Raw genomic sequence first — 25,994 nt, 5'->3', positions numbered from 1 at the left:
TCACCTTGAGCGGGATTTTTTTATTCAGATTCGGAAGGCTTGCCGGCCTACCAGCAACCATTTGCCAGCCTTCTTTTGCCAGATCTGGAAGTTTTCGATTTCAGTCGGGACCACCTCGGTGCCCTTGATCGCCTGTGCCGAAAAATGATGACGAACCAGCGCTACATCACCCGAGACGGTGATGGTCTGGTTCTGCATTTCCAGGGTTTTGAAAGCGCTCTTGCCCGTTTCGATATCGGCGATGAAGTCTTTCTTGTCCTGGACCTTGCCGCTCGAGTGGCCGTAGGTCAGGTTTTCAGCGGTGAGCGCTTTCAGTTCGGGGATGTTCTTGTTGAGCATGGCTTGCGTCAGATGGTCCACCGCCTGCGCCACATCCTTCTCGCCCGGAGCAGGGGCTGCCATCACGTAGCCACTAAAGAGGCACAGAAAACCAATCAGCACTTTCACTTTCTTCATGGGTAGTTCCTTGTTGTTATGAATGACTCATCGGTCATCGTACAACCTGGCGGAAATTTAATGAATAGTGGCAAAACGACGTGGCAAGACTTCTACGGGCTGATAGAAGTCTTGCCGGTTAAAGGGAGGGGGTTTGGATTGCAGCTTCAGGCCAGCATCGATAGCAGGGCACCTTGACGGTCCAGTTTGGCCAGGTCGTCGAAGCCTCCGACATGCGTGTCACCGATGAATATCTGCGGCACGCTGCGACGACCGCTGCGGGTGAGCATTTCCTGGAATTTTCCGGGGTCCGATTGAACATTGATCTCCTGGCTGGCGATGCCTTTGCTGGCCAGCAGCGCCTTGGCATTGCGGCAATAAGGGCAGGTGTCGGTGGTGTAAAGCGTCACAGTGCTCATGGGGTGTACTCCTCGGGTCAGACATCCGCCTCAAGCATCGATGGCAGGGAAGTCGATGTCGGTCAGGGCCAGGTTGTTGAGGTAGTTGGTCAGCGTCTGCGAGGCAATGTGGGCGACCACCTCGATGATCTTGGCGTCGGTGATGCCGGCTGCACGCGCCGCTTCAATCTGCTCGTTGCTCAGGTGGCCGCGACTTTCGGTGATTTGCCGGGCCAGCGTGGCAAATGCGTTGAGTTGGCCGTGTCGAGCACTGACGATGTCTTGCGCGGACAGCCCGGCCTTGCCGGCAAACACGGTGTGCGCCGCCAGGCAGTAGTCGCAACCGTTGACCTGCGAAGTGGCCAGGAAGATCGCTTCTTTTTCAGGGGCGCTCAGGGACGTTTTGCCCAGGGCCACCGACTGTTGCAGATAGGCCGACAGGACGGCGGGGGCATGGGCCAGCGTCTTGAAGACGTTGGGCAAGAAGCCGATTTTTTTCTGCACGCCTTCCAGCAGCGGGCGAGTGGTGTCGGTGGCGTGTTCAAGGTTCAGGGGGGCGATGCGGCTCATGTTGAGACTCCGTCGATTCAAGCGCGGTATGCGCTGGGTACGGGGTCCATGCTATGGATCATTGCTGGCGTTGAGGGTGCAAATCGTCGAGGATATGCGACAGATCGTCCAGATATGTTCCCCGGGGAGTCGTTCCATGGATCGCTTGTCCACCTTGCTCACGCATTTCGGTGTCAGTGCCGGCACTTTCCACAGTGGCGATTTTTGCGGCGTCACGTCCTTCGATGGCGAACAGGCCACCGGGCACCTGCATTTGCTTCAGGCTGGCGAACTGACGCTCAAACTGGCTGATGAGCGAGTCCTGCAGCTCAATGAACCGACGCTGATTTTTTTTCCGCGACCTTATCGTCACCGCTTGTTCGCCAGCGAAGCGTCGGGCACTCAATTGGTGTGCGCCTCTCTGGAGTTCGACGGTGGGGCGGGCAACGCCCTGGCGGCCGCGCTGCCTGAATACCTGGTGCTCAAACTCGACAGCATACCGACCCTGGCTGGCACGCTGGACTGGCTGTTCAGCGAGGCGTTCGGCGGCATTTGTGGTCGCGAAGCGATGATGGATCGGCTGTTCGAACTGCTGGTGATTCAGTTGTTGCGGCACATCCTGACCAGCCGTGACCAGACGCCCGGGATGATGGCCGGTCTCGCCGACCCACGCCTGGCGCGCCCCTTGAGCCTGATGCACGACGCGCCCGGCAAGGCCTGGACCGTGGCCGAACTGTCGGCGGCGGCCAATATGTCCCGGGCCAGTTTCGCCGACTACTTTCGCTCGGTGGTGGGGCAGACGCCGGTCGACTATCTGGTGAGCTGGCGGATCAGCCTGGCGCAGAAACGCTTGCGTGAGGGCAGGTCCATCGCGCTGATCGCCGATGAAGTCGGCTACGAAAGCCCCTCGGCGCTGGCCCGGGCGTTTCGTCGTAAAACCGGTGCCAGCCCGCGCGAGTGGTTGCAAGACGCCAAACGTCCGCGGTGACCACCCCCGTCGATCAAGCACATTCCCTGTAGGAGCGAGCCTGCTCGCGAAAGCGCTGGATCAGTCGCCATCGATGTTGGATGTGCCGACCTCTTCGCGAGCAGGCTCGCTCCCACAGGTTGGGTGGGCGTGAGATAGACTCATCTACGGGCACCGAACCGTGGGAGTGACACCTGTGGCGCAATTCAAATGGACTCACTGATCACCGCCGCAGCGCACGCACTCGCGGCGGGCGATCCCCTCGGTGCGCTGAACCGGGTTGCCTTGCGCGACGATGCCCCTGCGCTGGCGCTTCGCGGCATCGCCATGGCGCAATTGGGCGATCTGGTCCGGGCCAAGGCGTTGGTGCGCAGCGCCGCACGCGCCTTCGGTCCGAAAGCGCCTGTGGCCCGGGCGCGGTGCGTGGTCGCCGAGGCCGAAATCGCCCTGGCTTCACGGGATCTCGGCTGGCCGGTGAAGGCGCTCGAAGCGGCGCGAGTGACCTTGCAGGCGCATGGCGATGGCGCGAATGCGGCCCATGCGCGGTATTTGCAGGTTCGGCGTTTGTTGTTGATCGGGCGTCTGGATGAGGTCGACCGTTTGCTCGCCGAGCTCGACCCCGCACCGCTGCCGCCGGCATTGCGCGTCGTTCATGAATTAGTGGTGGCCGGGATCGCCGTGCGGCGACTCGAAACAAGAAGGGCGCGGTCTGCGCTCGAAAGGGCCGAACGTGCGGCCTCAGACGCCGGTATTCCCGCGCTCACCGCCGAGGTTGAACACGCCGCCCAAGTGCTCGACACGCCCGCTGCGCGACTGATTGCCCGGGGTGAAGAACGCCCCCTGAGGCTGGATGAGGTGGAAGCATTGCTGAGTTCACCGTCTCTGGTCGTCGACGCGTGCCGATACGGCGTGCGCGGCGCGGGGATGTCGGTGTCCCTGGCCAAACGACCGGTGTTGTTCACTCTCGTGCGGGCGTTGGCCGAAGCCTGGCCCGAGGATGTGGCGCGGGAAACACTGATCACCCAGGCCTTTCGCCAGAAGCTCACCGATGAATCCCATCGCGCCAGACTGCGCGTCGAAATCGGTCGGCTTCGCAAAGCGCTGAAACCTCTGGCCGGTATCAGTGCGACGAAACGCGGGTTTGCGCTGCAACCAGAGAGTGCTGATGACGTTGTCGTACTGGCGTGGCCCGTCGAAGAGCCCCAGGCGGCGCTGCTGGCCTTCCTGGCCGACGGCGAATCGTGGTCGAGTTCGGCGCTGGCCCTGGCGCTGAAGGCCAGTCAACGCACGGTGCAACGGGCCCTCGATTCGCTGGCAACCGCCGGCAAAGTGCAGTCATTTGGTCGCGGGCGCGCCCGGCGCTGGATGACGCCGCCGCTGTCTGGATTCGCGACGACTTTGTTACTCACAGCTTGGGTGCCGGGTGACTAGGATCCATCCCACCACCCAACGAAGAGGATGCAACCATGAAGCAATCATCTGCCGAGATCATCCACGAATACGGACCCTTTCCGGGCGTCGACGCCGTGCATGGCGTTTCTTATGACGGCGAGCACGTCTGGTTCGCCTCCGGAGAAAAACTCAACGCCCTCGACCCTGTAAGCGGTAAGACGCCTCGTTCCATCGATGTCGCCGCGCATGCCGGAACAGCCTTTGACGGCCGGCACCTGTACCAGATCGCCGAGGATCGCATCCAGAAGATAGATCCTTCGAATGGTCGTGTACTCGGCACCATTCCGGCGCCCGGCGGTGGGGGCGACTCAGGGCTCGCCTGGGCTGAAGGCACGCTTTGGGTGGGCCAGTATCGCGAACGCAAGATCCATCAAATCGACCCCGACACCGGCAAGATTCTTCGCACGATCGAGTCCAACCGTTTCGTCACCGGGGTGACCTGGGTGGAAGGCGCGCTCTGGCACGGCACTTGGGAAGGAGAGGAAGGTGAATTGCGGCGAGTAGACCCGAACACCGGCGAGGTGCTGGAAAGCCTCACGCTACCAACCGGTGTCGGCGTGTCAGGGCTTGAGTCCGACGGTGCGGAGCGATTTTTTTGCGGCGGAGGCAATAGTGGCAAGGTGAGGGCCGTTCGTCGGCCCGCCTGATCCTAAAACGTGAACTGACGCGAATACCGAGGTGCGCTCTGGGCCAATTCGATCTCCAGCAGGTGTTCAACCAACACGTCATTGAGGAACCGGAATTGATCGTTGAGCCCGACCACTTCATTGTTGAAGTGGTTCGCGGCTGCCGGTATCAGCAATGCCTCGAAGTTTTTGTCGAACACCAGTGACAGCTCTTTGCGAGAGACGAATGGCTGCGAATAGAAGTTGTTGCCGAACACCGGGAAGCTTACGCAAAGGGTAATGGCGTGGATCATGATCTGCGCTCCTTGGCGAGGACGATGTAGGAAAAGACAGTCAGCGTGACGGCCGTCAGGGCCAGGCAGGTCAGCAGATGGATCAACATGATTTTCCCCTCCGGTGTGGGCTTTTGCCTTGGGATGGGTTGATCCTGCGCCTGGCGGATTTTTAGCGGAAGGCAATCGTCGCGATGGTGAGTATCGACGCCGTTGATGGTGATCTTCAGGGCCCCATCGCGAGCAGGCGCGCTCCCACAGGGATTGGCGTCGTTCGCAAGCCTGTGTTCACCACAGACCATTGTGGGAGCGCGCCTGCTCGCGATGAGTCCCTGGAAAACACCACCGACTCCAAGCGAACAAACCCCGCCACCTATACTCAAATAAACAGTCCTTTGAACACCGGACATACCGTCCGGGGAACACTGTAGGAACCGCGATCTTGAACCTGCGTTCGCTGATCGTCCCCGTGATGGTGGTGTTGGCGGGATGCGCCACGCCTGTGCGTGCCCCGGTGGTGGCGCCGGTCGTGGTGGTGTCGCAAAGCACCTGGCGGCAGGTGGACCAGGAGATTGTCGCCGCGTCGCAGTCCGCGACCGAGCAGACCAAAATCTATGCCCGGGGCGCCATGGATTACTGGCGCACGCGGGTCTACCAACTGACCGAAGAGAACTTCATTCCCTGGTTCAGCAGTTACTGGACCCAGGAATGGCTATCGGTGAAGGTCAGCTGGTACAGCCTCAGTGCCAAGGGTGAGCAGGATGCCTCGGCCAAGCGCCTGGCGGCCTACCTGCTGGAGCAATACCAGAAACGCGTGCTGGCGCCGGTCGCGGTAGAGATCGATCCCGACGCGATTCTTGGCTTGGCGACGGCCTTCTACGTGGACATTCTTCAGGAGGAATTGCAGCGAATCTCCCAGCGCCACGGCGTGCCGATGGGCCAGCTCAACGGCCGCATCCAGAAAATCCCCGCGATAGCACTCGGGCCACCGCCCGCGCGTGATGCGTCGCTGTATCAGGTCGTGCACACCCAACCGCTGAATTCGTTGCCGGCCTACGCGGCGTTGATCGAGAAAATCCACAAGGCGGGGGGCGACAAAGGCGTTGATTCGACCGACACCGCCATGGCGCCGGTGGCCAAGCGCGCCAGTCAACGGATGGAGGCCGAAATGGCCCCGCGAGGCGCGGCCAGTGCGGTGGCCGCAGCAGCCGGGAAACTGGCCGGCGCCCTGATTTCGGTGGGGGTAGCTGGCATTCGGGCGATTATTCAGGCCAATGACCGGCCGGACAGCGAAGCGCTGATTCGCGCCAGCCTGGGCAATACGTTCGACAAGGCCTGGATGAAACTGGTGCAGAACCCGACCTCCGGCGTCATGGCGGGGACGCTGTACATGGCGGCGCAGATCGAGGGCAACCTGGCGGAGAGCGCTGACGTACCGTCGGTCAGTTCGGGCGGCGGCGCTGTCGATTGGAGCCCGACAGAATCGACTACCCAGCAGACCGTTCCATAACCGAAGGAGAAACACCATGTCCTACGTTGATGGCTTCCTCGCTGCCGTGCCCACCGCCAACCGCGAGAAATTCAAGAAACACGCTGAGACCGCTGCGGTCATTTTCAAGGAATGTGGCGCGCTCAGCGTCGCTGAATGCTGGGGCGACGACGTGCCGGACGGCAAAGTAACCTCGTTTCCCATGGCGGTGAAACTCAAGGAGGACGAAACCGTGGTGTTCAGCTGGATCATCTGGCCGGACAAGGCCACCCGTAACGCGGGCATGGACAAAATGATGAACGATCCGCGGATGCAGCCGGACGTCAATCCGATGCCCTTCGATGGCCAGCGCCTGGTCTTTGGTGGTTTTGAAATGATCGTGAAGGCCTGATCCCGTCGAAAGGATCACTCCGGCGACGGGGTGATCCTGCAACTTTTGCGGTTGCGGATCTCGCTGTCCGTCGGCCGCTCCCTGACGAATTCGAAGCGCGGCTCACCTTCGCTATAGTGAACCAGCCAGCCCCATTCCAGCTCGGACTCATCCTGCCCCGGTTTCGGCGGCATTGCCCACCATGGCTCTTTGCTGATGATCTGTCGCATGGCCCCCTCCCGTTGATTCGGTTGGTTCAACTATAACGTGCATGTCAGGAGCTGCCAGGCATGACTGACGAATCCCGTGAACCGTTCAAGCGGCTGTTTTTCGCACTCAATTGCCCGCCGGAGCAGCGCAAGGCCATTGCTCAATGGCGCAGCGCCCTTGAGCTGCGCAGCGGGCGTCCGGTGCCGGCGGAAAACTTTCACCTGACATTGTTGTTTTTGGAGGCTGTCGGCGTGGCGCAGATTGGCGAGATCTGTACGGCGGCCGGGAAGGTCCACATACCGGGTATACCGCTGAGGTTGGCGCTGGATCGAATGGAGGTCTGGCGCCGGGCAGGGGTGTTGGTCCTGGCGCCGGAGCAGGCACCGCCGGAGTTGTTGCGTCTGGTGTATGCGCTGGAACAGGCGATGTTGCCGTTTGGCGTTGAAGAGACGCCGAAGGCGTTTCGGCCGCACCTGACGTTGATGCGTGATTATCGAATGCCGGTGCCTGAGTCCGCGACGCCGCCCGAATTTTTCCTGCGGGCTGATCGCTTTGTCTTGTTTGAATCCCATAAGGGGCGGTATCGGGCGCTGGCGGAATGGCCGCTGGCCCTTGCATAAAAAAAGGCGCCCGAGGAGGGCGCCTAAGTTCACCTTAACCGAGGAAGCCAGGTGAGGCCGTTCGTCAGAGAGGATGCAGCGGTGGTAAGGCGCTGCGTGAACGGAAACTTTGACAGTGATCGTTCCCACGCGTGGGAACGATCATTGAGCGACTATTTCCCGAGTTTCACCCGCGTCCAGCCCCGAGTCATCACGCGCTGAACGCCGATCGGCATATCCGGAATCGCATACAGCGTCGCCATGACCGCTTGCGGCGGATACGACCCCGGATCATCCCGGATGGCCTCGTCCACCAACGGTGTGGCCGCCGCATTGGCATTGCTGTAGCCGATGTTGTTGGTGATCTCGGCGATGATGTCCGGGCGCATCAGGAAGTTCATGAACAGGTAGGCGTTCTCCACGTTCGCCGCGTCCTTGGGGATCGCGACCATGTCGTAGAAGCTGCCGGCCCCTTCTTTCGGAATGCTGTAATCGATCTTCACTTTGTCGCCCGCTTCCTGGGCGCGCGCCTTGGCTTGCAGCACGTCCCCGGAGTAACCGACCGCGACGCAGATGTTGCCGTTGGCCAGGTCGGAGATGTACTTCGACGAATGGAAATAGGCCACCGACGGCCGAATTTTCATGAACAGCGCTTCGGCTTCGGCGATCTGAGCCTCGTCCTGGGAGTTCACCGGATAACCCAGGTAGTGCAGGGCCGCCGGGAGCATTTCGGTAGGCGAGTCGAGGAAGCTGATGCCGCACGCTTTCAGTTTTTCCGCGTTTTCCGGTTTGAACAGCAAGTCCCAGGAGTTGGTCGGTGCATTGGCGCCGAGCACTTCCTTGACCTTGGCCGGGTTGAAGCCAATGCCGATCGAACCCCACATGTACGGGAAAGCGTGGCCGTTATCCGGGTCACTGGCGGACGCGTTTTTCAGCAGCACCGGGTTGAGGTTTTTCCAATTCGACAGCTTCGACTTGTCCAGTTCCTGATAGACCCCGGCCTTGATCTGCTTGGCCAGGAAACTGTTGGACGGCACCACGATGTCGTAGCCGGACTTGCCAGCGAGCAGACGAGCTTCAAGGGTTTCATTGCTGTCGAACACATCGTAGGTCACGCGGATGCCGGTCTCGTCTTCGAACTTCTTGACGGTGTCCGGGGCGATGTAATCCGACCAATTGTAGACGCGCAGAACCTTGTCATTGGCCTGGGCAACGGTGGCAATCGCGCCCACTAAGGACAGTGTCAGCAGAGTCCTGCCAAACATTTTCATCGGTACAACTCCATTCTTTTTATTCAGTGACACAAAGCAAAAATGCGGTAAACACAAAACCTGTGGGGCAATACACAACCTGTGGCGAGGGAGCTTGCTCCCGCTGGGCTGCGAAGCGGCCCCAAGAATTCTGGCAACCCTGCCAATTGTGTGAGTGCTGCGCACTCAAGCGGGAGCAAGCTCCCTCGCCACAGTTAACTCAACAACCTAAACCGTCGCTTCCACCATTCGCTTTTCAGGTTGCTGCCACGATTCGCTCGCGGTCTGGTCCATCGCTTCCTGGATCGCACGTTTGCGGGTGGCTTCGGCACGGCGGCTGAAGTACCAGACCATGAAGGTCACGATCGAAACGGCCAACAGAATCAAACTCGCCACGGCGTTGATCTCAGGCTTCACCCCCAGACGTACCGCCGAGAACACTTCCATCGGCAAGGTCGTCGAACCCGGCCCCGAGACGAAACTCGCCAACACCAAGTCATCCAGCGACAGGGCAAACGACATCATGCCGCCGGCCGCCAGTGACGGCGCGATCATCGGAATGGTGATCAGGAAAAACACCTTGAACGGCTTCGCCCCAAGGTCCATCGCCGCTTCTTCGATGGACAAATCCAGCTCACGCAAACGCGCCGAGACCACCACCGCGACATACGCCGCACAGAACGTGGTGTGGGCGATCCAGATGGTGACGATGCCACGCTCCATCGGCCAGCCGATCAACTGCGCCATCGCCACGAACAGCAGCAACAGCGACAGGCCGGTGATGACTTCCGGCATCACCAGCGGCGCGGTCACCAGACCGCCAAACAAGGTGCGACCCTTGAAGCGCGTCACGCGAGTCAGCACGAATGCCGCCAACGTCCCCAGCGCCACCGCCGCAATCGCCGTGTAGCAGGCGATTTCCAGCGAGCGCACCACCGAGCCCATCAGTTGCGTGTTGTCGAGCAGACCGGCGTACCACTTGAACGACCAGCCGCCCCAGACCGTCACCAGTTTGGAAGCGTTGAACGAGTAGATCACCAGAATCAGCATCGGCAAGTAGATAAACGACAGGCCGAAAATCAGCATGAACTTTGAAAATCCGAAGCGTTTCATCCCCGTGCCTCCATCTCTTTGGCCTGGCTGCGGTTGAACAGCAGAATCGGCACAATCAGGATCAACAGCATCACCACCGCCAGGGCAGACGCCACCGGCCAGTCGCGGTTATTGAAGAACTCTTGCCACAGCACGCGACCGATCATCAGCGTCTCAGGGCCGCCCAGCAGCTCCGGAATCACGAATTCACCGACCACCGGAATGAACACCAGCATGCAACCGGCAATGATCCCGTTCTTGGCCAGCGGCACGGTGATTTTCCAGAAGTTGTTGAAGTTGCTCGAACCCAGATCCGACGCCGCTTCCAGCAAGCTTTGATCGTGCTTGACCAGGTTGGCGTACAGCGGCAGCACCATGAACGGCAAGTAGGCGTAAACCACGCCGATATACACGGCCGTGTTGGTGTTGAGGATCTCGATCGGGTGATCGGTCAGCCCGGTCCACATCAAAAACCCGTTGAGCAAACCGTTGTTGCTGAGGATGCCCATCCACGCATACACGCGGATCAGGATCGCGGTCCAGGTCGGCATCATGATCAGCAGCAGCAAAACGTTTTGCGTTTCCTTGTTGGCCTTGGTGATCGCGTAGGCCATCGGAAAACCGATCACCAGGCAAATCAATGTGCTTAAAAACGCGACCTTCAACGAGCCGAAGTAGGCCGAGATGTACAGCTCATCCTGAGTCAGTAGCGAGTAGTTACTGAGGTTCAGCAGCAGCTGGAATTTCTGCTCGGCGAAGGTGTAGATCTCGGAGTAAGGAGGAATGGCCAGGGCCGCTTCCGAGAAGCTGATCTTCATCACCAGGAAGAACGGCAACAGGAAAAACAGGCACAGCCACAGGAAAGGAATCCCGATGACGAGCTTTCGACCACTCGGCATCAGCCGCATGAACCGCTGATTGAGTGTTTTCATGAGCGCAGTACCACGCCGCTGTCGTCTTCCCACCACACGTAGACTTTGTCGTCCCAGGTCGGTCGCGCGCCACGGCGTTCGGCGTTGGCCATGAACGATTGCACGACTTTGCCGCCAGGCAATTCCACGTAAAACACCGAGTGACCGCCGAGGTAAGCGATGTCATGCACCTTGCCTTCGGACCAGTTGTAGCGAGAGTCCGGCTTGAGGGTACTGACCAACATTTTTTCCGGGCGGATCGCGTAGGTGATCGACTTGTCCTGCACCGAGGTGCTGACGCCGTGACCAACGTAAATCTTCTGTTCCAGGTCCGGGCTGTGAATGATCGCGTGACCTTCAAGGTCTTCCACCACCGTGCCTTCGAAGGCATTCACGTTGCCGATGAACTCGCAGACCATGCGGCTGACCGGTGCTTCATAAATGTCGACCGGGCTGCCGATCTGCGCGATCCAGCCCAGGTGCATGATCGCGATGCGCTCAGCCATGGTCATGGCCTCTTCCTGGTCATGAGTCACCATCACGCAGGTCACGCCGACCCGTTCGATGATTTCTACCAGCTCCAGTTGCATCTGCGAACGCAGCTTCTTGTCCAGGGCGCCCATCGGTTCGTCGAGCAGCAACAGCTTCGGACGCTTGGCCAGGGAGCGGGCGAGGGCCACGCGCTGACGCTGACCGCCGGACAATTGATGGGGTTTGCGTTTGGCGTACTGGGTCATGTGCACCAGGCGCAGCATCTCTTCAACGCGGGCGTCGATTTCGCTGGCGGGCAAACGGTCCTGCTTGAGGCCGAAGGCAATGTTCTGCGCCACTGTCATGTGTGGGAACAAGGCGTATGACTGGAACATCATGTTGATCGGCCGTTCATACGGCGGCATGTCGGTGATGTCGACACCGTCGAGCAGAATCCGTCCCTCGGTCGGGCGCTCGAAGCCCGCGAGCATGCGCAGCAGGGTCGATTTGCCGGAGCCGGAACCACCGAGCAGGGCGAAGATTTCGCCTTGATGGATCTCAAGCGAGACATCATCCACCGCGGTGGTTTCGTCGAATTTCTTGGTGACGCGGTCGACTTTCACCAGCACCTTTTTCGGTGCCTGGTGACCCTCAAGAGCCTTCCTGTAGATGCTGGAGGCGTTTGCCATGTGAAACTCCCAACAGGTTTCAGTCGTCGGGCCAACGCGGCCTGACTTAAGAGTGGATTGCTAGCCCGGACAGGTTTAGTCGGAGCACGAACCCTGTAGGAGCGAGGCTTGCCCGCGAAGGCGGTGTATCAGGTATCGATGATGTCGACTGACACTCCGCCTTCGCGGGCAAGCCTCGCTCCTACAAGAGGTTGCGCTCGCCTGATCCGCATCGATCGGGCTTGTTCGGCGCCGCCGTCCTGGCTGCCTGGTAGTACTTGTTGTTATCGCAGTGTGTTGTTGTCGCAAGTCACGGACGCGCAAAGACACGCCCGCCTGACTCGCGGGGGCAGTAAAGGGTTGTTTTAAGTCAGCGGGTTTTACGCAACGCGGCCCGTCGCCGGCACGCATCACCGAACGCCTGGAAAATGCTCAAGTAGGGCGGGTTCGACAGGACCTGCCATTCCGGGTGCCATTGCACGCCGACGGCAAACGCCTGGCTGTGTTCCACCGAAATGGCTTCGATCAAACCGTCCGGCGCAACCGCTTCGGCGCGCAGGCCTGGCGCCAATCGATCAATACCCTGACTGTGAATCGAATTGACCCTGAACTCGGCGGGCAACTCCATCGCTTCGAACACGCCACCCGGTTGCACCGTCACGGTATGCGCCGGGGCGTATTGCACCGCCAGCTCGGGACTGTCCGCTTCCCGGTGATCGAGCATGCCGGGCAGTTCATGCACCTTCTGGTGCAGGCTGCCGCCGAACGCCACGTTCATTTCCTGAAAGCCGCGGCAGATGCCGAGCACCGGCACGCCCGCCGCAATGGCTGCACGCAATAAAGGAAGGGTGGTGGCGTCCCGCGCCGGATCGTGATCCGTGCCGGGGGCACTGTCCGGGCCTTGATAGTGGAAGGGTTCCACATTCGAGGGCGAGCCGGTCAGCAGCAGACCGTCGAGCTGCGCGAGCAGATCGTCGATATCGGTCAATTCGCCTAAGGAAGGAATAACGACGGGCAGCCCCAAAGCCGCAACGCTGACAGCACGCAAGTACTTGTCGCCGCTGATGTGGTAGGGGTGCAGGCCAATCTGTTTGACGCACGCTGTAACGCCGATCAATGGCTTGAATGCCATTTTTATCACCTCGAAGTTTCACACTTGAACGAGCTTTTCCGGAGCTTAGCCTTGTTGATTTTAATTAACAACTCTCATGTAAAAAATTCTAAACGCCGATCGTCCGATCCTCAGGGTTTACGCGGTGCTCAAGACCGTTATGGCACTCTCGTCCCCCAAAAAGGCCCGAAAATAAAGGTGGAGAGGCCAAGTGTTCGCTATTGACTTCACTTTGCCGTTCGGGTTGACTGGGCTCGCAACAAGGTAGTGAACATAATAATTAACAGCTAATAGGTGCATCATGTCGGTCCCTCTGCGTACCGTTCAACTCAACGAAGCAAACGCATTCCTTAAGAAATATCCTGAGGTTTTGTACGTCGACCTTCTGATTGCGGATATGAACGGTGTGGTGCGCGGCAAGCGCATCGAACGCACCAGTCTTCATAAGGTTTACGAAAAAGGCATTAACCTGCCGGCGTCTCTGTTTGCTCTGGACATCAATGGTTCTACGGTGGAAAGCACCGGCCTGGGTCTGGACATCGGCGACTCGGATCGAATCTGCTATCCCATCCCTGGCACTCTGAGCATCGAGCCGTGGCAGAAGCGTCCAACCGCGCAGTTGCTGATGACCATGCACGAACTGGAAGGCGAGGCGTTCTTCGCTGACCCGCGTGAAGTGCTGGCCAATGTGGTGCGCAAGTTCGACGACATGGGCCTGACCATCTGCGCGGCGTTCGAGCTTGAGTTCTACCTGATCGACCAGGACAACGTGAACGGTCGCCCGCAATCGCCACGTTCGCCGGTCTCGGGCAAGCGTCCGGTGTCGACCCAGGTGTATTTGATCGACGACCTGGATGAATACGTCGACTGCCTGCAAGACATCCTTGAAGGCGCGAAAGAGCAGGGCATTCCTGCCGACGCCATCGTCAAGGAAAGCGCCCCGGCGCAGTTCGAAGTGAACCTGCATCACGTCAACGACCCTATAAAGGCCTGCGACTACGCGGTGTTGCTCAAGCGTCTGGTGAAGAACATCGCCTACGACCACGAGATGGACACCACGTTTATGGCCAAGCCGTATCCGGGCCAGGCGGGCAACGGTTTGCACGTGCACATTTCGATTCTCGACAAAGAAGGCAACAACATCTTTGCCAGCGAGGATCCCGAGCAGAACGCCGCGCTGCGACACGCGATCGGCGGTGTGCTCGAGACCCTGCCGGCGCAGATGGCCTTCCTGTGCCCGAACGTCAACTCATACCGCCGTTTCGGCGCGCAGTTCTACGTACCGAACTCGCCGAGCTGGGGCATCGACAACCGTACCGTTGCCGTGCGTGTGCCGACCGGTTCCGCCGATTCGGTGCGCATCGAACACCGCGTGGCGGGTGCCGATGCCAACCCGTATCTGTTGATGGCGTCGGTGCTGGCCGGTATTCACCACGGCCTGACCAACCAGATCGAGCCGGGCGCCCCGGTGGAAGGCAACAGCTACGAGCAAAACGAGCAGAGCCTGCCGAACAACCTGCGCGATGCATTGCGCGAGCTGGACGACAGCGAAGTCATGGCCCGTTACATCGACCCGCTGTACATCGACGTGTTCGTGGCGTGCAAGGAAAGCGAGCTGGCCGAGTTCGAGAACTCCATCTCCGACCTTGAGTACAACTGGTATCTGCATACCGTTTGATGGGTTGAGCGGTGGGGCAATTACTTTCGATATTGAATGTGAGGGCCTCTTCGCGGGCAAGCCTCGCTCCTACAGGGAGAAGTGCCTGGCGCAGAAGCCGTGCACGCTGCAATACCTGTAGGAGCGAGGCTTGCCCGCGAAGACGGCCGCGCAGTCAGCGATGCAATTCGCCTGATACACCACCTTCCAACGACTTCTTATTCCTCTGCGTCGAGTCACAACCATGACAAACACTCGCAGCGACTGGGAACAACGCTTCCAGTCCCTCACTATCGAAGGCCGCGCATTCATCGACGGCCAATACCGCCCGGCACTCAGCGGCGACACCTTTGAATGCATTAGCCCGGTCGACGGTCGCTTCCTCACCAACGTTGCCAGCACCGACGAAGCCGATGCCAACGAAGCCGTGGCCGTCGCGCGTCGCACCTTCGAATCCGGTATCTGGGCCAACCTCGCCCCGGCCGAGCGCAAGCGCATCCTGATCCGCTTCGCCGATCTGATCCTGGCCAACCAGGAAGAACTCGCCCTGCTCGAAACCCTCGACATGGGCAAGCCGATCAACGATTCCATGAACATCGACATCCCGGCGACCGCCAACGCGATCCGCTGGAGCGCCGAAGCCATCGACAAAATCTACGACGAAGTCGCCGCCACGCCGCATGATCAACTGGGCCTCATCACCCGCGAGCCAGCGGGCGTGGTCGCCGCCATCGTGCCGTGGAACTTCCCGTTGATCATGGCCAGCTGGAAGTTCGCCCCGGCGCTCGCGGCCGGCAACTCGTTCATCCTCAAGCCTTCGGAAAAGTCGCCACTGACCGCCATCCGCATCGCCCAGTTGGCACTGGACGCTGGCATCCCCAAAGGCGTGTTCAACGTCCTGCCGGGTTACGGTCATACCGTCGGCAAGGCGCTGGCGTTGCACATGGACGTCGACGTGCTGGCCTTCACCGGCTCGACCGCGATTGCCAAGCAACTGCTGATCTATTCCGGGCAAAGCAACATGAAACGCGTCTGGCTCGAAGCAGGGGGGAAGAGCCCGAACGTGGTGTTCGCCGACGCGCCGGATTTGCGCGCGGCAGCACAAGCGGCGGCCGGTGCCATTGCCTTCAACCAGGGCGAAGTCTGCACCGCCGGCTCGCGCTTGCTGGTGGAGCGTTCGATTCGCGAGCAGTTCATTCCGCTGCTGGTGGAAGCGCTGCAAGCCTGGAAACCGGGGCACGCACTCGATCCGGAAACCACCGTCGGTGCGGTCGTCGATCAGCGTCAACTGGACAACGTGTTGCGCTACATCCAGGTCGGCAAAGACCAGGGCGCGCAACTGATCGCGGGCGGCCGTCGCACCCTCGAAGCCACCGGTGGCCTGTACGTGGAGCCGGCGATTTTCGACGGCGTGACCAACGCCATGACCATTGCCCGGGAAGAAATCTTCGGCCCGGTGCTGTCGCTGATCACCTTCGACACCGAGGAAGAAGCGCTGGCCATCGCCAACGACAGCATCTTCGGCCTGGCCGCCGGCGTGTGGACCAGCAACCTCAGCAAGGCCCACACCTTCGCCCGTGGCTTGCGCGCCGGCAGTGTCTGGGTCAACCAGTACGACGGCGGCGACATGACCGCGCCGTTCGGCGGGTACAAGCAGTCGGGTAACGGTCGGGACAAATCGCTGCACGCGTTCGACAAATACACCGAACTCAAAGCGACCTGGATCAAGCTCTAATACTTCTACAACGGCGGCCGCCGGCTTGTGTCGGCGACCATCGGAGAAACCTATGAAACAGACTCATGTAAATAGCTACTACGCCGCAACCCGCAACTTCACCGGCGACTTCCCCGTCCTGGAACAAGCTGTGGACTGCGACGTCTGCATCATTGGCGCCGGCTACACCGGTCTGTCCTCGGCCCTGTTCCTCTGCGAAGCGGGCTACAGCGTGACCGTGCTCGAAGCCGCCAAAGTCGGTTTCGGCGCCAGCGGTCGCAATGGCGGCCAACTGGTCAACTCCTACAGCCGCGACGTTGATGTCATCGAAGAACGCTACGGCGACAAAACCGCTGAAGTCCTCGGCAGCATGATCTTCGAAGGCGCCGACATCATTCGTCAGCGCATACAGCACTACGACATCCAGTGCGACTACAAGCCGGGCGGCATCTTCGCTGCGCTGAACAAAAAGCAGCTCAAAGGCCTGGCCGAGCAGAAAAGCAGCTGGGAACGTTACGGCAACAAAAACCTGACCATGCTCGACGCGACGGACATCAAGCGCGAAGTCGGTTGCGACAACTACGTCGGCGGCTTGCTCGACATGCAGGGCGGCCACATCCACCCGCTGAACCTGGCCCTCGGCGAAGCCTCGGCCATCATCGGCCTGGGCGGAAAAATCTACGAGCAATCGGCGGCCGTGGAAATCACCTACGGCGAACCGATCACCGTGCGTACCGCCAAAGGCGTCGTACGCGCCAAGTACCTGCTGATCGCCGGTAACGCCTACCTGCCGCAAGACCTCGACAACCGCGTCACGCGCAAAAGCATGCCGTGCGGTTCGCAAATCGTCGTCACTGAACCGTTGTCGGAAAAGGTGGCTCGCAGCCTGATCAAAAACAACTACTGCGTCGAAGACTGCAATTACTTGCTCGACTACTACCGCCTCACCGCAGACAACCGCCTGCTGTACGGTGGCGGCGTGGTCTACGGTGCCCGCGAACCGGACGACATCGAGCAACTGATCAAGCCGAAAATCCTCAAGACCTTCCCGCAGCTGAAGGACGTAAAGATCGACTACCGCTGGACCGGCAACTTTCTGCTGACCATGTCCCGCATGCCGCAATTCGGCCGCATCGAGAAAAACGCCTACTACATGCAAGGTTACAGCGGCCACGGCGTCACCTGCTCGCACCTGGCCGGCAAACTGATCTCGGAAATGATCCGCGGCGACGCCGAACGCTTCGACGCGTTCGCCTCGCTCCCGCATATGCCGATGCTCGGCGGCCGCACCTTCCAGGCGCCACTCACTGCCATGGGCGCCGCGTATTACGCGCTGCGTGATCGGTTCGGGATCTAAGCCCAACGCAATCCCAGTAGGAGCCAAGCTTGCTGGCGAAGACGGCGGCACAGTCAACATCGACGTCGCCAGACACACCGCCATCGCGAGCAGGCTCACTCCTACAGGAGATCTGTGGCGTGCACAGAATGTGTGTACGCCCGGCCCAAACTGTAGGAGTGAGCCTGCTCGCGATGGCGCCAGATCAGCCACCATCACCGCCACCTGACACCCCCCGAACCCACATCGCCAAACGGTCTGACATGAGCACCCTCAGCTTTTTCACTAACCAGTTATCGAACCTGCTGAGCAACACCACCAAACGTGATTTAATACCCGCCTTTCACATTTCCGGGACAGGGAAGCGGTACTTTCGCGGCCAAAAGTCGCCCGCCATCCACCCCCATAACCCTTAAGTATTTCTCGCATAAGGCTGTCATGGACACGGGCTCACGACTCAAATTAGTACGCGAAAGCTACAAACTGTCCCAGCGCGAGCTGGCCCGGCGTAGCGGCGTCACCAATGCCACCATCTCCCTGATCGAACAGAATCGCGTCAGTCCCTCCGTCAGCTCCCTGAAAAAACTGCTTGAAGGCATCCCCATGTCCTTGGCAGATTTCTTCACCTTCGACCAACCGCCGCGTGAGCATCAATACGTATTCCGCGCCAATGAACAGCCGGATCTTGGGCGTCATGGGTTGCGGCTGCTGTTGATTGGCGCTTCGGTGCCGAGCCGGCAGATGCGGCTTTTGCGCGAGCAATACGCGCCGGGCGCGAGTTCGGGGGAAGAGCCGATTGTGCATTCGGAAGGCGAGGAGTGCGGGCTGGTTACGCGGGGGACGGTTGAGTTGACGGTTGATGGTCAGATCAGCGTGCTCAACGCTGGCGACGGCTATTACTTCCCGACGACGTTGCCTCACAAGTTCCGCAATATTGGCCAGGATGAAGCGGAAATCATCAGCGCTAACACCCCGGCCAACTTCTGATATCAAAACGGACGCCATCCTTTAGCAGCTGCCGAAGGCTGCGTCCGCGGCCAACAGCCATGCCCAATGGACGCACCTGCTACAGGGTTTGATCAAAGCAAATGGACTTCACCTCATGACCACGCCCCGCATCCGAGCCCTCGCACTCTGCATCTTCCATCACGATGGCAGGATACTGGTCAACGAAGCACTCGACCCCGTTACTGGAAAGCCCTTCTTGCGCCCAATCGGTGGCGGAATCGAGTTCGGCGAAACCAGCGCCCAAGCCGTACTACGTGAAGTCGATGAAGAACTTGGCTTATCCATTACCGATGTTCGCCTGTTGGGCACACTCGAAAACATCTTCACCTATGCCGGCACGCCCGGGCACGAAATCGTGCAGGTCTACGATGCGAAATTCGTGGATGCCAGCGTCTATGAGCTGCTCCACTTGGATGCTCAAGAAAGCGATGGCGCTGCCTTTGTAGCGAAGTGGTTGGCGCTCGACAGTATTACTGGCGAAACGCCGTTGGTGCCTGCTGGGCTATACGAGTTGCTGAAGAAGGTTGTGCTGCCGGACGGATGCTCGGTCATTAGCAATAGCGCTGTTTAACTTATTGATCGCCAAGGATGCGATCACCTTTCAAGGAGCGAAAATGACATTGACTGCCGAAGCGTTGGTCAGCATCGCGATGACCAATCCAGTAAACGCGGAAATCGGATCTATTTGATGCATAGATCTGGTACTTTTTTTAATGTCTCCCAGTCAGGTGTAAGCCAGCAATCGTCCGCAGAGCACCACGCTGATCCATAACATAATCGAAAATATCGCCTGGATTTTTGCTATTCCTGGCGCCGCGGCGTCGGTGTTCCATCGGGCTACTGACCGAAAGACACCCACATGAAAAAGAGCCGCGTTGAGGCCCGCAATACCGATCAAGCACAGCTTCAGAATAAAAACGCTGTTAGATGCGAAGTCGTGCGGATGGGCTGAAAACATCATCAGCCCCGCCGGGACGATCAACAGCAGGGCCGCGACTCCCCACCTCAGCAGGTGGCGGGCCAGTGCCGTCACCGGAAGATCTCTCGACAGCCCGAGAACCCGCAGATCGAACATGACGACCGAGCCGACAAGCACCACGAAGCCAATGATGTGAACCACCTCGACGATCGGATACAGCCATAACTCGCTTCGCATGGCCAACCCGAGTGGCGAGTCACCCACATCGTCCAGCCAGCCGTCCAGACCCGATCCACCGCGGGTGCCAGTTGTCTGCATCAACGTAACTCAGTGGTTTTGTTGTCGACCGTGATGCGTTCTGCGCGCAGTTCATCGGGGTTGTTGCGATTCTGATAGCCCACCACCGTAGCCCGTTTTCCGACACTCAGCATTTCCCTGGAAAGCCCCCGGTTTTCCATGCGCGATGGCGGCGCAAGCACGACACTCCAGGTCTTGTCGTCGGTCTTCAGGCGAATGAACCCGTGCGGGTGGGAATAACCGGACTCCTCGATCGTTCCGTTCAACTGCAAGGGTTTGCTCGAGTCATACTCACTCCAGCCGTGATGAGCGAACACCGTCGATGCCACCAGTAACGTTGAGAACCCAAGAGCCCCAAGCAAGCGCTTCATGATGCAATCTCCTGTTACGGATCATTGATGACCGTCGACCTGTTCTGATCGGGAACAGGTCAATCCAGAGAGTCTTAAAAATAGTACAGATTCTTGATGAGGGGAGGCCGGGACGGCTTCGCCGTCCAGCGGGAGCAAGCTCCCTCGCCACGGAGGGTGGTTTCTAGGTAAAAGGGGACGTAGGTGGAAAAGGTGACAGATCTATTTAAATAAAAGACCTGTCACCTTTATCACGCGGCTGTCGCTGTGCCGTTCAGCTAAGGCGCCATGGATTTGCACTGATTGCGCAGACCGTCGTCCTTGATGTTCTGGCAACCTCCGGAGCCTTGCTGGGCCTTGCAGTAATTGCGCTGGTCATTGTCGCGAATGTTTCCACAGTCACTCGTACCTTCTGTTTGCGCTTTGCAGGCATTGCGCATGTCGTCGTTCTTGATGTTTTGGCACCCTCCCGAACCCTGCTTGGCTTTGCAATAGTTGCGCTGGTCATTGTCGCGAATGTTTCCACAATCACTCGTACCCTCCGTTTCCGCTTTGCAGGCGTTGCGCTGGTCGTCGTTCTTAATATTCTGACAACCGCCTCGGCCCTCACGCGCCTTGCAATAGTTACGCTGGTCATCGTTGCTGATGTTTTCGCAACTGGCGTAAACGTAGCTGCTGAACATCAGCATCACTGCGAGTATTAGTCTCATTGCACACTTCCTTGATTGCCCGGGAGCCGCATGGCGCGGAGTGGCCCAGGATGAATGGGGACTCGGATGAGCCGTGCTCTCAGTGATTCAAGGCATTACATTGGTTGCGCAGGTCGCTGTTTCTGATACCCGCACAGCTTCCGTTACCTGCTTTGGCATTACAGTAGTAGCGCTGGTCACTGTCATTGATGCCCGCACAACTGCCGTTGCCGGTCTCCGCATTACAAGCATTACGCAAATCTGAGTTATTGATCCCCGCACAGCTTCCGTTACCTGCTTTGGCATTACAGTAGTAACGCTGGTCACTGTCGCTGATGGCGGCACAACTGCCGCTGAAGTTGCCGCTGCCGTTGCCATTGCCATTGCCATTACCTCTGACGTTGACGCTGCCGTTGCCTCTGACGTTGCCGGTCTCCGCATAACAAGCAATGCGCAAACCTGAGTTACGGATACCCGCACAGCTCCCGCCACCTGCTCTAGCATTACAGTAGTAGCGCTGGTCACTGTCACTGATGCTGGCACAACTGGCGTGGGCATACCCGCTAAGCATCAAAAGCGCTGCAATAATCAGTCTCATCACACACGTCCATGGTTTTCCAGGAAACAGCCTGGCGCTGGTTGGCCCACTGATTGATGTTGTGGTGCGCCATCATATCGACATCATCTGGTTAAAAAGTTCCAAGACAGAAAAAGAGAGTGTGAGGAGCGAAATATGTACAAGGGAACGCATTTATTTTCCCCATCAAAATTGACAACCCCGTTCATCCAAAACACTATCGACCCATGATCTACATTTCCCGCATGAACATGATGTGTTCCTCCATGACCGCCGCTGGCGGGCCGTGAGGTCACGCGTTCATCAGATTTGACGTAGTTACCCAAGGCCCCGCCAGAGATGGACGGGGCTTTTTAGTTCTCCGTCCACCGATGGCTCAAGGAGAATGAAATGTTTGAGATCAGACGCGCCGAACCAAGCGATGCCCAGACCGCATTCGATATCCGCCTTCAAGCGATACGGCACCAATGCATCGGCGCTTATACCGCAGAACAAATGCTCGCCTGGACCGTCGGAGCCGCCAAAGATGGGTATGGCGACTTAATGGAAAAGCACTTTTACCTGGGCTGCATTCAAGGTGAACCAGTGGCGACAGGGATGCTTGATCTGGACAACAGCGAAATCGGCGCGATCTTTGTGCTGCCGGGTTTCATGCAACAAGGCATCGGCTTGAAGATGCTCAGCCATCTGGAATGCCTGGCGCGGGAGTTGGGCCTGAAGGCGGTCAATCTGGACGCTACGTTGAACGCGACTGATTTTTACCGGCGCTGCGGTTTCGTGGGTGACGAACCTGCTGTTTACCATGCGCCTTCAGGGCTTCAGTTGGCGTGTGTGCCTATGGCGAAGAGGCTTTAGCCTTGATCGGGGAAGGCGGGCAGGGGTAAATACAGGTCATGAAAAACCCGCAGTGATGCGGGTAATTTGTGGCTGAAATCGGTTGTGGCTTCTACTTGGTTCACTCGATGAACTGTTTGATCATCGCTTCAATGAATCACACTGGTTACGCAGGTCGCTGTTGCTGATATTCGCACAGCTCCCGTTCCCTATTTTGGCATTACAGTAGTTGCGCTGGTCGCTGTCATTGATGTTGGCGCAACTGCCGCTGCCGCTGCCGCTGCCGCTGCCGGTCTCCGCGTTGCAGGCATTGCGCAAATCCGAGTTGTTGATATTCGCACAGCCCCCATTGCCTATTTTGGCATTACAGTAGTTGCGCTGGTCACTGTCATTGATGTTGGCGCAACTGCCGCTGCCGCTGCCGGTCTCCGCGTTGCAGGCATTGCGCAAATCCGAGTTGTTGATACTCGCACAACTCCCGTTACCTGATTTGGCATTACAGTAGTTGCGCTGGTCACTGTCGCTGATGTTGGCACAACCCGCGTAGGCATACCCGCTAAGCATCAAAAACACAGCAAGGATCAGTCTCATCACATACGTCCATGGTTTTATCAGGAATCAGCCTGACTCTGGTAGCCCCACTGACAAGATGTCGTGGTGCGCCATCATATCGACATCATTTTGTAGTAAAGTTCCAGGCAGAAAAGGCAAGAAAAAGGTGACAGGAAAAGGTGATAGAACTATTTGAGTAAATAGGCCTGTCGCCATTTTCCAATAATGGAGAGGCAAGGATGACTGGACAGGTTTTGAAGTCGAAGTTGGTCAATTTTCTGGTGGCCGATGCCGAGGTGAATTACGGCAACGTGGACGATTTGTATTCCATGGCCGAGGCAGGGGATGTGGACGCGTTGGGCGATGTGCTGGAGGCCTTCAAGGAAGCATACGGAGGACTTTGGGTCGGCGGGAAGATGGAGCTGACGCAAAAAATGGTTCGTTTGAGTGCCAATGCCATGAACCGCCTCGTTCAGGACGGGACGCTGGATATTGAGCTCCCACTGGCATTCATCCGAAAGGTCACTATTGAAGGCGGGTTCATGACGAAGATCATCCGTCTGGATACCGGCGCTGGCAGCGTTAAATTCCGGTGTTTTGGTGCGAAGGATGTCGCGGCGCTGATAGAGAAGACAATTCACTCGCCAACTCGACAGGCCTGAACAACACAAAAAACCCGCAACTCAGTGCGGGTTTTTTTACGACTCAACTTTGATCACTGACTCTTGGGTGCATCAAACCCACGCTGCTCAATCACCCGAAACACATCGCTCACATCCTGGACCATGATCCGGGCGATGTTGGTGACGGTGTTGATGTCGTGTTCGGCATAGTCGGGGAGGCTGGTGCAGGCCATGAGGTTGAGGTATTTGAGGACGGCGTTGAGGCGTTCGCTGAGGCAGTTGTGGAGTTCGCGCAGCGGGGCGTCGTAGTCGATGAGCAGGACGGGGTAGTCGGTGGCGAGTTGGGACATGGGAGTGAAGCGGCGAGGCGGTTGTTGAGCTGTCATGGTGTAAATCCTAATAAAAAAGAAGAATTACCACCGTTTGCTGCGAAACAAATTGGGTGGCAGCTGTGCGCGGGTTCGCAGACCGGAGGATTTACACCAAGACCCGGCAGACCCGAGGGTCTCCCACGCACAACCGCCATAAAACACTTTGCAGCCGGAGTCGGCTGCATCATGCCTGACGGTGTTTTGGTGTCAATCTTGAGGGCTGCGAAACCCTATCGCTAATACAGTCAGCGACGGGTCGAATATAGGCGGCGATTTTGGTGCCTGCAAACGGGTGTGTAGGACCAAAATCGTTACTTTGTGGCTGATGGCGGATCCTGCATTCAGCTGAATAACAGTCGGGAAATCAGAACGTGTTTAATGCCAGCTGAACCGTGCGTGCCGGATTTGCGGCTGCTGTGCAGTCGAACGCAGGCTTCGCCAGCGGCTACGGGATGTAGGCATGTTTAAAATGTTGTCGGATTTTGGGGCTGCTTCGCCGCCCAGCGGGAGCAAGCTCCCTCGCCACAGGTTGTGGTTTCCTACGTGAAATTCGGACGTCGAGATTCATAGATTGTACAAAGCAGCCCGAGCTTTCGGCTGTGCCGACTCGCATTGCCGGTTGAATGCTGATTCAAGCGATGAGTGCCGCCCTTACGGCACTCTCGTCGGTCAAGCATCTTGGCCCGTCATCAAAGCGCCGCGTTAGGCATCCGGCCAAGAGCACGTTCATATTCAACCTGTGCCGTCTGCTCGGAAAACTCCCCGGCCCATCTCGACACCACGACCGTAGCGACACTATTCCCAATGGTGTTGCAGAGTGCGTTAGCCATCGACATAAACCGATACACTCCAAAAATCAGCGCCAGTCCTTCAACCGGTAACACGCCGATGGCGCTTACTGTCGCGGCGAAGACCACAAAGCTGCCGCCATTCACGGTTGCCGCGCCTTTGGAGGTCAGCAGCATGACGGCGAGTATTCCCAGCTGCTCGTCCCAGCTCAGTGGCACGCCGTAGGCGTTGGCAATGAACAGTACGCAGAGTGACATGTAGATCGATGTGCCATCCAGGTTGAACGCATACCCGGTGGGCAGCACCAGGCCGACGCTTTGTTTGGAACAGCCAAACTTTTCAAGTTTTTGCAGCAGGCGCGGCAGGACGCTTTCCGAAGAGGCGGTCCCCAGGACGATGAGGATTTCATCCTTGATGTACTTCATAAATCGCCAAAGGCTGAACCCGGACAGTCGGCATATCGCGCCCAGGATGATGAGGATAAAGAAGGCGACCACCACATAGAACATCAGCACCAGGTTGGCCAATGACATCAGTACCGCGCTGCCGTTGCTGCCGACGGCATAGGCCACGGAACCGAAGGCGCCGAGTGGGGCAAGTTTCATGATCAGGTTAATGAATTCGAAGAAGCATTCGGAGATCCGATGCAATCCGTCTTCAATGAAGTTGCGACGTTCCGGTTTAAGAGCCAGCAGAGCGAAACCAAACACCACCGAGATAACCAGCACCTGGAGCATTTGCCCGCCGGAGAACGCACCGACGAAGTTGTCCGGAAAGATGCTGTAAATAAACTCCATGGTCGATGCCGGAGCGTGGGCTTTGGCGACGGCCGCGTTGGCTGCCGCTGTTGCCGCGCTGTTTGGGTGGGCGCCGTGCATGTTGGCGCCGATATCCAGCAAGTTGCCCCACAAGAGACCAATGGCCAAGGCGAGGGTGGAAACCACCTCGAAATAGATAATTGCTCTCACGCCGACTTTGCCGACGCGTTTGATATCGCCTGCCGAGGCAATGCCCTGGACCACCGTGAAAAACACCAAGGGCGCCACGGCGGTCTTGATCAGTTTGAGAAAGAGGTCGCCAAGCATTTTGAATTTGACAGCCAGTTCCGGCGCGAGGAAGCCTAAAGCGATACCCAGCCCCGTGGCGACGACTACCTGGAACGTGAGGTTTTTATAGATGGGCTTCTTTTCTTTGGTGGACATGTCTGTGGCCTCGTTGTTGTTATTGTCGAGTAGTGACGAGGGGGAATTACAGAAGTAACCCATGCCGCAGACAAACGAGTTTTTGGCCTTTTGTTGTTGAGGAAAAATCAAGCCTGAGACGTTTTAGACGGGAGTGGTATGCATTGATTTTTGATCAAGCGAATCGGGACTTTATCTCGCTTGAGCTGACCTGAACCCTGTTTGAC

31 protein-coding genes are annotated in these 25,994 nt (G+C 58.4%); 13 read left to right on the top strand and 18 right to left on the bottom strand.

What is annotated here, in order from left to right; genetic code table 11:
• Positions 1–24: 24 nt before the first annotated feature.
• The 3 genes from AC1ROI_RS29140 to AC1ROI_RS29130 all read right to left on the bottom strand — a co-directional run bounded on the left by AC1ROI_RS29140 (position 25) and on the right by AC1ROI_RS29130 (position 1,403).
• The gene (locus AC1ROI_RS29140; RefSeq protein ID WP_102595028.1) at positions 25–456 is read right to left on the bottom strand and encodes a nuclear transport factor 2 family protein; all 432 of its coding nucleotides are present in this window, start codon (positions 454–456) and stop codon (positions 25–27) included.
• Positions 457–602: 146 nt separating this feature from the next.
• Entirely contained in the window at positions 603–854 is a 252-nt protein-coding gene (grxC, locus tag AC1ROI_RS29135) for a glutaredoxin 3 (RefSeq protein ID WP_010455465.1), read from the bottom strand.
• Between the two features lie 30 nt (positions 855–884).
• A complete protein-coding gene (locus tag AC1ROI_RS29130) occupies positions 885–1,403 on the bottom strand; it encodes a carboxymuconolactone decarboxylase family protein (RefSeq protein WP_077749112.1) in 519 nt (172 codons plus the stop codon).
• Positions 1,404–1,539: 136 nt separating this feature from the next.
• Between AC1ROI_RS29130 and AC1ROI_RS29125 the strand changes: the two genes are divergently transcribed.
• The 3 genes from AC1ROI_RS29125 to AC1ROI_RS29115 all read left to right on the top strand — a co-directional run bounded on the left by AC1ROI_RS29125 (position 1,540) and on the right by AC1ROI_RS29115 (position 4,448).
• Entirely contained in the window at positions 1,540–2,370 is an 831-nt protein-coding gene (locus AC1ROI_RS29125; RefSeq protein ID WP_102595029.1) for an AraC family transcriptional regulator, read from the top strand.
• Positions 2,371–2,559: 189 nt separating this feature from the next.
• Positions 2,560–3,780: a helix-turn-helix domain-containing protein gene (locus AC1ROI_RS29120; protein WP_077749114.1), complete on the top strand. Its 1,221-nt coding sequence runs from the start codon at positions 2,560–2,562 to the stop codon at positions 3,778–3,780.
• A 35-nt stretch (positions 3,781–3,815) separates the two neighbouring features.
• Positions 3,816–4,448 carry a Vgb family protein gene (locus AC1ROI_RS29115; RefSeq protein WP_102595031.1) on the top strand — a complete coding sequence of 211 codons (633 nt, stop codon included), beginning with the start codon at positions 3,816–3,818 and terminating at the stop codon, positions 4,446–4,448.
• Positions 4,449–4,450: 2 nt separating this feature from the next.
• On the opposite strand, the gene AC1ROI_RS29110 is transcribed toward AC1ROI_RS29115, so the two are convergent.
• Complete coding sequence (locus tag AC1ROI_RS29110) at positions 4,451–4,720, bottom strand: hypothetical protein (protein WP_102595032.1); 270 nt, start codon at positions 4,718–4,720, stop codon at positions 4,451–4,453.
• Positions 4,717–5,001 (bottom strand): hypothetical protein, encoded by a 285-nt coding sequence (locus AC1ROI_RS29105; protein WP_102595033.1) that lies wholly within the window; start codon positions 4,999–5,001, stop codon positions 4,717–4,719. Before AC1ROI_RS29105 ends, AC1ROI_RS29110 begins: the two co-directional genes overlap by 4 nt.
• Positions 5,002–5,141: 140 nt before the next feature.
• On the opposite strand from AC1ROI_RS29105, the gene AC1ROI_RS29100 reads away from it, so the two are divergent.
• Both AC1ROI_RS29100 and AC1ROI_RS29095 read left to right on the top strand, forming a co-directional pair.
• The gene (locus AC1ROI_RS29100; RefSeq protein WP_077749117.1) at positions 5,142–6,209 is read left to right on the top strand and encodes a hypothetical protein; all 1,068 of its coding nucleotides are present in this window, start codon (positions 5,142–5,144) and stop codon (positions 6,207–6,209) included.
• A 16-nt stretch (positions 6,210–6,225) separates the two neighbouring features.
• Positions 6,226–6,579, top strand: a complete 354-nt coding sequence (locus AC1ROI_RS29095; protein WP_010455450.1) for a DUF1428 domain-containing protein — start codon at positions 6,226–6,228, stop codon at positions 6,577–6,579.
• A gap of 14 nt (positions 6,580–6,593) precedes the next feature.
• Here the strand turns inward: AC1ROI_RS29095 and AC1ROI_RS29090 are convergent, their stop codons facing one another.
• Positions 6,594–6,788, bottom strand: coding sequence for a hypothetical protein (locus AC1ROI_RS29090; RefSeq protein WP_010455448.1), 195 nt, complete (start codon positions 6,786–6,788; stop codon positions 6,594–6,596).
• A gap of 60 nt (positions 6,789–6,848) precedes the next feature.
• Between AC1ROI_RS29090 and thpR the strand changes: the two genes are divergently transcribed.
• Positions 6,849–7,388, top strand: coding sequence for an RNA 2',3'-cyclic phosphodiesterase (gene thpR, locus AC1ROI_RS29085; RefSeq protein WP_102595034.1), 540 nt, complete (start codon positions 6,849–6,851; stop codon positions 7,386–7,388).
• Between the two features lie 152 nt (positions 7,389–7,540).
• Here thpR and AC1ROI_RS29080 read toward each other — a convergent pair whose 3' ends face one another.
• The 5 genes from AC1ROI_RS29080 to AC1ROI_RS29060 form a co-directional block, all read right to left on the bottom strand.
• The gene (locus AC1ROI_RS29080; RefSeq protein WP_102595035.1) at positions 7,541–8,638 is read right to left on the bottom strand and encodes a polyamine ABC transporter substrate-binding protein; all 1,098 of its coding nucleotides are present in this window, start codon (positions 8,636–8,638) and stop codon (positions 7,541–7,543) included.
• Between the two features lie 207 nt (positions 8,639–8,845).
• The gene (locus tag AC1ROI_RS29075) at positions 8,846–9,730 is read right to left on the bottom strand and encodes an ABC transporter permease subunit (RefSeq protein WP_010455442.1); all 885 of its coding nucleotides are present in this window, start codon (positions 9,728–9,730) and stop codon (positions 8,846–8,848) included.
• Positions 9,727–10,608 carry an ABC transporter permease subunit gene (locus tag AC1ROI_RS29070; protein WP_173677532.1) on the bottom strand — a complete coding sequence of 294 codons (882 nt, stop codon included), beginning with the start codon at positions 10,606–10,608 and terminating at the stop codon, positions 9,727–9,729. Before AC1ROI_RS29070 ends, AC1ROI_RS29075 begins: the two co-directional genes overlap by 4 nt.
• Positions 10,609–10,637: 29 nt before the next feature.
• On the bottom strand, positions 10,638–11,780 hold the full coding sequence (locus AC1ROI_RS29065; RefSeq protein ID WP_010455438.1) for an ABC transporter ATP-binding protein: 1,143 nt from the start codon (positions 11,778–11,780) through the stop codon (positions 10,638–10,640).
• Between the two features lie 349 nt (positions 11,781–12,129).
• Positions 12,130–12,891 carry a gamma-glutamyl-gamma-aminobutyrate hydrolase family protein gene (locus tag AC1ROI_RS29060; RefSeq protein ID WP_077749123.1) on the bottom strand — a complete coding sequence of 254 codons (762 nt, stop codon included), beginning with the start codon at positions 12,889–12,891 and terminating at the stop codon, positions 12,130–12,132.
• Positions 12,892–13,171: 280 nt separating this feature from the next.
• Here AC1ROI_RS29060 and AC1ROI_RS29055 point away from each other — a divergent pair, with 280 nt between their 5' ends.
• The 5 genes from AC1ROI_RS29055 to AC1ROI_RS29035 all read left to right on the top strand — a co-directional run bounded on the left by AC1ROI_RS29055 (position 13,172) and on the right by AC1ROI_RS29035 (position 19,156).
• Positions 13,172–14,548: a glutamine synthetase family protein gene (locus AC1ROI_RS29055; RefSeq protein ID WP_010455434.1), complete on the top strand. Its 1,377-nt coding sequence runs from the start codon at positions 13,172–13,174 to the stop codon at positions 14,546–14,548.
• A 223-nt stretch (positions 14,549–14,771) separates the two neighbouring features.
• Complete coding sequence (locus AC1ROI_RS29050; RefSeq protein WP_102594485.1) at positions 14,772–16,262, top strand: aldehyde dehydrogenase; 1,491 nt, start codon at positions 14,772–14,774, stop codon at positions 16,260–16,262.
• 52 nt (positions 16,263–16,314) lie between these two features.
• On the top strand, positions 16,315–17,598 hold the full coding sequence (locus tag AC1ROI_RS29045) for an NAD(P)/FAD-dependent oxidoreductase (RefSeq protein WP_010455430.1): 1,284 nt from the start codon (positions 16,315–16,317) through the stop codon (positions 17,596–17,598).
• 417 nt (positions 17,599–18,015) lie between these two features.
• Complete coding sequence (locus AC1ROI_RS29040) at positions 18,016–18,564, top strand: cupin domain-containing protein (RefSeq protein ID WP_007946335.1); 549 nt, start codon at positions 18,016–18,018, stop codon at positions 18,562–18,564.
• 115 nt (positions 18,565–18,679) lie between these two features.
• The gene (locus AC1ROI_RS29035) at positions 18,680–19,156 is read left to right on the top strand and encodes an NUDIX hydrolase (RefSeq protein ID WP_083376438.1); all 477 of its coding nucleotides are present in this window, start codon (positions 18,680–18,682) and stop codon (positions 19,154–19,156) included.
• 153 nt (positions 19,157–19,309) lie between these two features.
• Here the strand turns inward: AC1ROI_RS29035 and AC1ROI_RS29030 are convergent, their stop codons facing one another.
• From AC1ROI_RS29030 to AC1ROI_RS29015, 4 genes are all read right to left on the bottom strand, one after another.
• Positions 19,310–19,822, bottom strand: a complete 513-nt coding sequence (locus AC1ROI_RS29030; RefSeq protein WP_083376439.1) for a DUF6644 family protein — start codon at positions 19,820–19,822, stop codon at positions 19,310–19,312.
• Positions 19,822–20,172 carry a DUF6152 family protein gene (locus tag AC1ROI_RS29025; protein ID WP_077749504.1) on the bottom strand — a complete coding sequence of 117 codons (351 nt, stop codon included), beginning with the start codon at positions 20,170–20,172 and terminating at the stop codon, positions 19,822–19,824. The genes AC1ROI_RS29030 and AC1ROI_RS29025 overlap by 1 nt, the downstream gene beginning before the upstream one ends.
• A 257-nt stretch (positions 20,173–20,429) precedes the next feature.
• Complete coding sequence (locus AC1ROI_RS29020) at positions 20,430–20,861, bottom strand: hypothetical protein (protein ID WP_042932767.1); 432 nt, start codon at positions 20,859–20,861, stop codon at positions 20,430–20,432.
• 79 nt (positions 20,862–20,940) lie between these two features.
• The gene (locus AC1ROI_RS29015; RefSeq protein WP_083376440.1) at positions 20,941–21,438 is read right to left on the bottom strand and encodes a hypothetical protein; all 498 of its coding nucleotides are present in this window, start codon (positions 21,436–21,438) and stop codon (positions 20,941–20,943) included.
• Between the two features lie 369 nt (positions 21,439–21,807).
• Here AC1ROI_RS29015 and AC1ROI_RS29010 point away from each other — a divergent pair, with 369 nt between their 5' ends.
• A complete protein-coding gene (locus AC1ROI_RS29010) occupies positions 21,808–22,272 on the top strand; it encodes a GNAT family N-acetyltransferase (protein WP_010455408.1) in 465 nt (154 codons plus the stop codon).
• A gap of 120 nt (positions 22,273–22,392) precedes the next feature.
• Here AC1ROI_RS29010 and AC1ROI_RS29005 read toward each other — a convergent pair whose 3' ends face one another.
• The gene (locus AC1ROI_RS29005) at positions 22,393–22,842 is read right to left on the bottom strand and encodes a hypothetical protein (RefSeq protein ID WP_102594483.1); all 450 of its coding nucleotides are present in this window, start codon (positions 22,840–22,842) and stop codon (positions 22,393–22,395) included.
• A 200-nt stretch (positions 22,843–23,042) separates the two neighbouring features.
• Between AC1ROI_RS29005 and AC1ROI_RS29000 the strand changes: the two genes are divergently transcribed.
• Positions 23,043–23,465, top strand: a complete 423-nt coding sequence (locus AC1ROI_RS29000) for a hypothetical protein (RefSeq protein WP_010455404.1) — start codon at positions 23,043–23,045, stop codon at positions 23,463–23,465.
• A gap of 53 nt (positions 23,466–23,518) precedes the next feature.
• On the opposite strand, the gene AC1ROI_RS28995 is transcribed toward AC1ROI_RS29000, so the two are convergent.
• Both AC1ROI_RS28995 and AC1ROI_RS28990 read right to left on the bottom strand, forming a co-directional pair.
• Complete coding sequence (locus AC1ROI_RS28995; RefSeq protein WP_010455402.1) at positions 23,519–23,812, bottom strand: hypothetical protein; 294 nt, start codon at positions 23,810–23,812, stop codon at positions 23,519–23,521.
• A gap of 674 nt (positions 23,813–24,486) precedes the next feature.
• Positions 24,487–25,788, bottom strand: a complete 1,302-nt coding sequence (locus tag AC1ROI_RS28990; RefSeq protein WP_102594482.1) for a cation:dicarboxylate symporter family transporter — start codon at positions 25,786–25,788, stop codon at positions 24,487–24,489.
• Positions 25,789–25,994 lie beyond the last annotated feature (206 nt).

The organism is Pseudomonas sp. GW823-FHT02C02 (assembly GCF_058797635.1).
Note: the sequence above shows the minus strand (reverse complement) of the source record. Positions and strands in the feature narration are given on the sequence as shown.

Coding starts and splice junctions, on each gene's coding strand:
- AC1ROI_RS28990 (WP_102594482.1), bottom strand. CDS start 25,788: ATGTCCACCAAAGAAAAGAAGCCCATCTATAAAAACCTCACGTTCCAG.
- AC1ROI_RS29110 (WP_102595032.1), bottom strand. CDS start 4,720: ATGATCCACGCCATTACCCTTTGCGTAAGCTTCCCGGTGTTCGGCAAC.
- AC1ROI_RS29140 (WP_102595028.1), bottom strand. CDS start 456: ATGAAGAAAGTGAAAGTGCTGATTGGTTTTCTGTGCCTCTTTAGTGGC.
- AC1ROI_RS29040 (WP_007946335.1), top strand. CDS start 18,016: ATGGACACGGGCTCACGACTCAAATTAGTACGCGAAAGCTACAAACTG.
- AC1ROI_RS29030 (WP_083376439.1), bottom strand. CDS start 19,822: ATGCAGACAACTGGCACCCGCGGTGGATCGGGTCTGGACGGCTGGCTG.
- AC1ROI_RS29075 (WP_010455442.1), bottom strand. CDS start 9,730: ATGAAACGCTTCGGATTTTCAAAGTTCATGCTGATTTTCGGCCTGTCG.
- AC1ROI_RS29070 (WP_173677532.1), bottom strand. CDS start 10,608: ATGCCGAGTGGTCGAAAGCTCGTCATCGGGATTCCTTTCCTGTGGCTG.
- AC1ROI_RS29090 (WP_010455448.1), bottom strand. CDS start 6,788: ATGCGACAGATCATCAGCAAAGAGCCATGGTGGGCAATGCCGCCGAAA.
- AC1ROI_RS29125 (WP_102595029.1), top strand. CDS start 1,540: ATGGATCGCTTGTCCACCTTGCTCACGCATTTCGGTGTCAGTGCCGGC.
- AC1ROI_RS29020 (WP_042932767.1), bottom strand. CDS start 20,861: ATGAGACTAATACTCGCAGTGATGCTGATGTTCAGCAGCTACGTTTAC.
- AC1ROI_RS29045 (WP_010455430.1), top strand. CDS start 16,315: ATGAAACAGACTCATGTAAATAGCTACTACGCCGCAACCCGCAACTTC.
- AC1ROI_RS29025 (WP_077749504.1), bottom strand. CDS start 20,172: ATGAAGCGCTTGCTTGGGGCTCTTGGGTTCTCAACGTTACTGGTGGCA.
- grxC (WP_010455465.1), bottom strand. CDS start 854: ATGAGCACTGTGACGCTTTACACCACCGACACCTGCCCTTATTGCCGC.
- AC1ROI_RS29130 (WP_077749112.1), bottom strand. CDS start 1,403: ATGAGCCGCATCGCCCCCCTGAACCTTGAACACGCCACCGACACCACT.
- AC1ROI_RS29065 (WP_010455438.1), bottom strand. CDS start 11,780: ATGGCAAACGCCTCCAGCATCTACAGGAAGGCTCTTGAGGGTCACCAG.
- AC1ROI_RS29060 (WP_077749123.1), bottom strand. CDS start 12,891: ATGGCATTCAAGCCATTGATCGGCGTTACAGCGTGCGTCAAACAGATT.
- AC1ROI_RS29010 (WP_010455408.1), top strand. CDS start 21,808: ATGTTTGAGATCAGACGCGCCGAACCAAGCGATGCCCAGACCGCATTC.
- AC1ROI_RS29000 (WP_010455404.1), top strand. CDS start 23,043: ATGACTGGACAGGTTTTGAAGTCGAAGTTGGTCAATTTTCTGGTGGCC.
- AC1ROI_RS29095 (WP_010455450.1), top strand. CDS start 6,226: ATGTCCTACGTTGATGGCTTCCTCGCTGCCGTGCCCACCGCCAACCGC.
- AC1ROI_RS29120 (WP_077749114.1), top strand. CDS start 2,560: ATGGACTCACTGATCACCGCCGCAGCGCACGCACTCGCGGCGGGCGAT.
- AC1ROI_RS28995 (WP_010455402.1), bottom strand. CDS start 23,812: ATGACAGCTCAACAACCGCCTCGCCGCTTCACTCCCATGTCCCAACTC.
- AC1ROI_RS29115 (WP_102595031.1), top strand. CDS start 3,816: ATGAAGCAATCATCTGCCGAGATCATCCACGAATACGGACCCTTTCCG.
- thpR (WP_102595034.1), top strand. CDS start 6,849: ATGACTGACGAATCCCGTGAACCGTTCAAGCGGCTGTTTTTCGCACTC.
- AC1ROI_RS29105 (WP_102595033.1), bottom strand. CDS start 5,001: ATGGTCTGTGGTGAACACAGGCTTGCGAACGACGCCAATCCCTGTGGG.
- AC1ROI_RS29050 (WP_102594485.1), top strand. CDS start 14,772: ATGACAAACACTCGCAGCGACTGGGAACAACGCTTCCAGTCCCTCACT.
- AC1ROI_RS29055 (WP_010455434.1), top strand. CDS start 13,172: ATGTCGGTCCCTCTGCGTACCGTTCAACTCAACGAAGCAAACGCATTC.
- AC1ROI_RS29005 (WP_102594483.1), bottom strand. CDS start 22,842: ATGAGACTGATCCTTGCTGTGTTTTTGATGCTTAGCGGGTATGCCTAC.
- AC1ROI_RS29015 (WP_083376440.1), bottom strand. CDS start 21,438: ATGAGACTGATTATTGCAGCGCTTTTGATGCTTAGCGGGTATGCCCAC.
- AC1ROI_RS29035 (WP_083376438.1), top strand. CDS start 18,680: ATGACCACGCCCCGCATCCGAGCCCTCGCACTCTGCATCTTCCATCAC.
- AC1ROI_RS29080 (WP_102595035.1), bottom strand. CDS start 8,638: ATGAAAATGTTTGGCAGGACTCTGCTGACACTGTCCTTAGTGGGCGCG.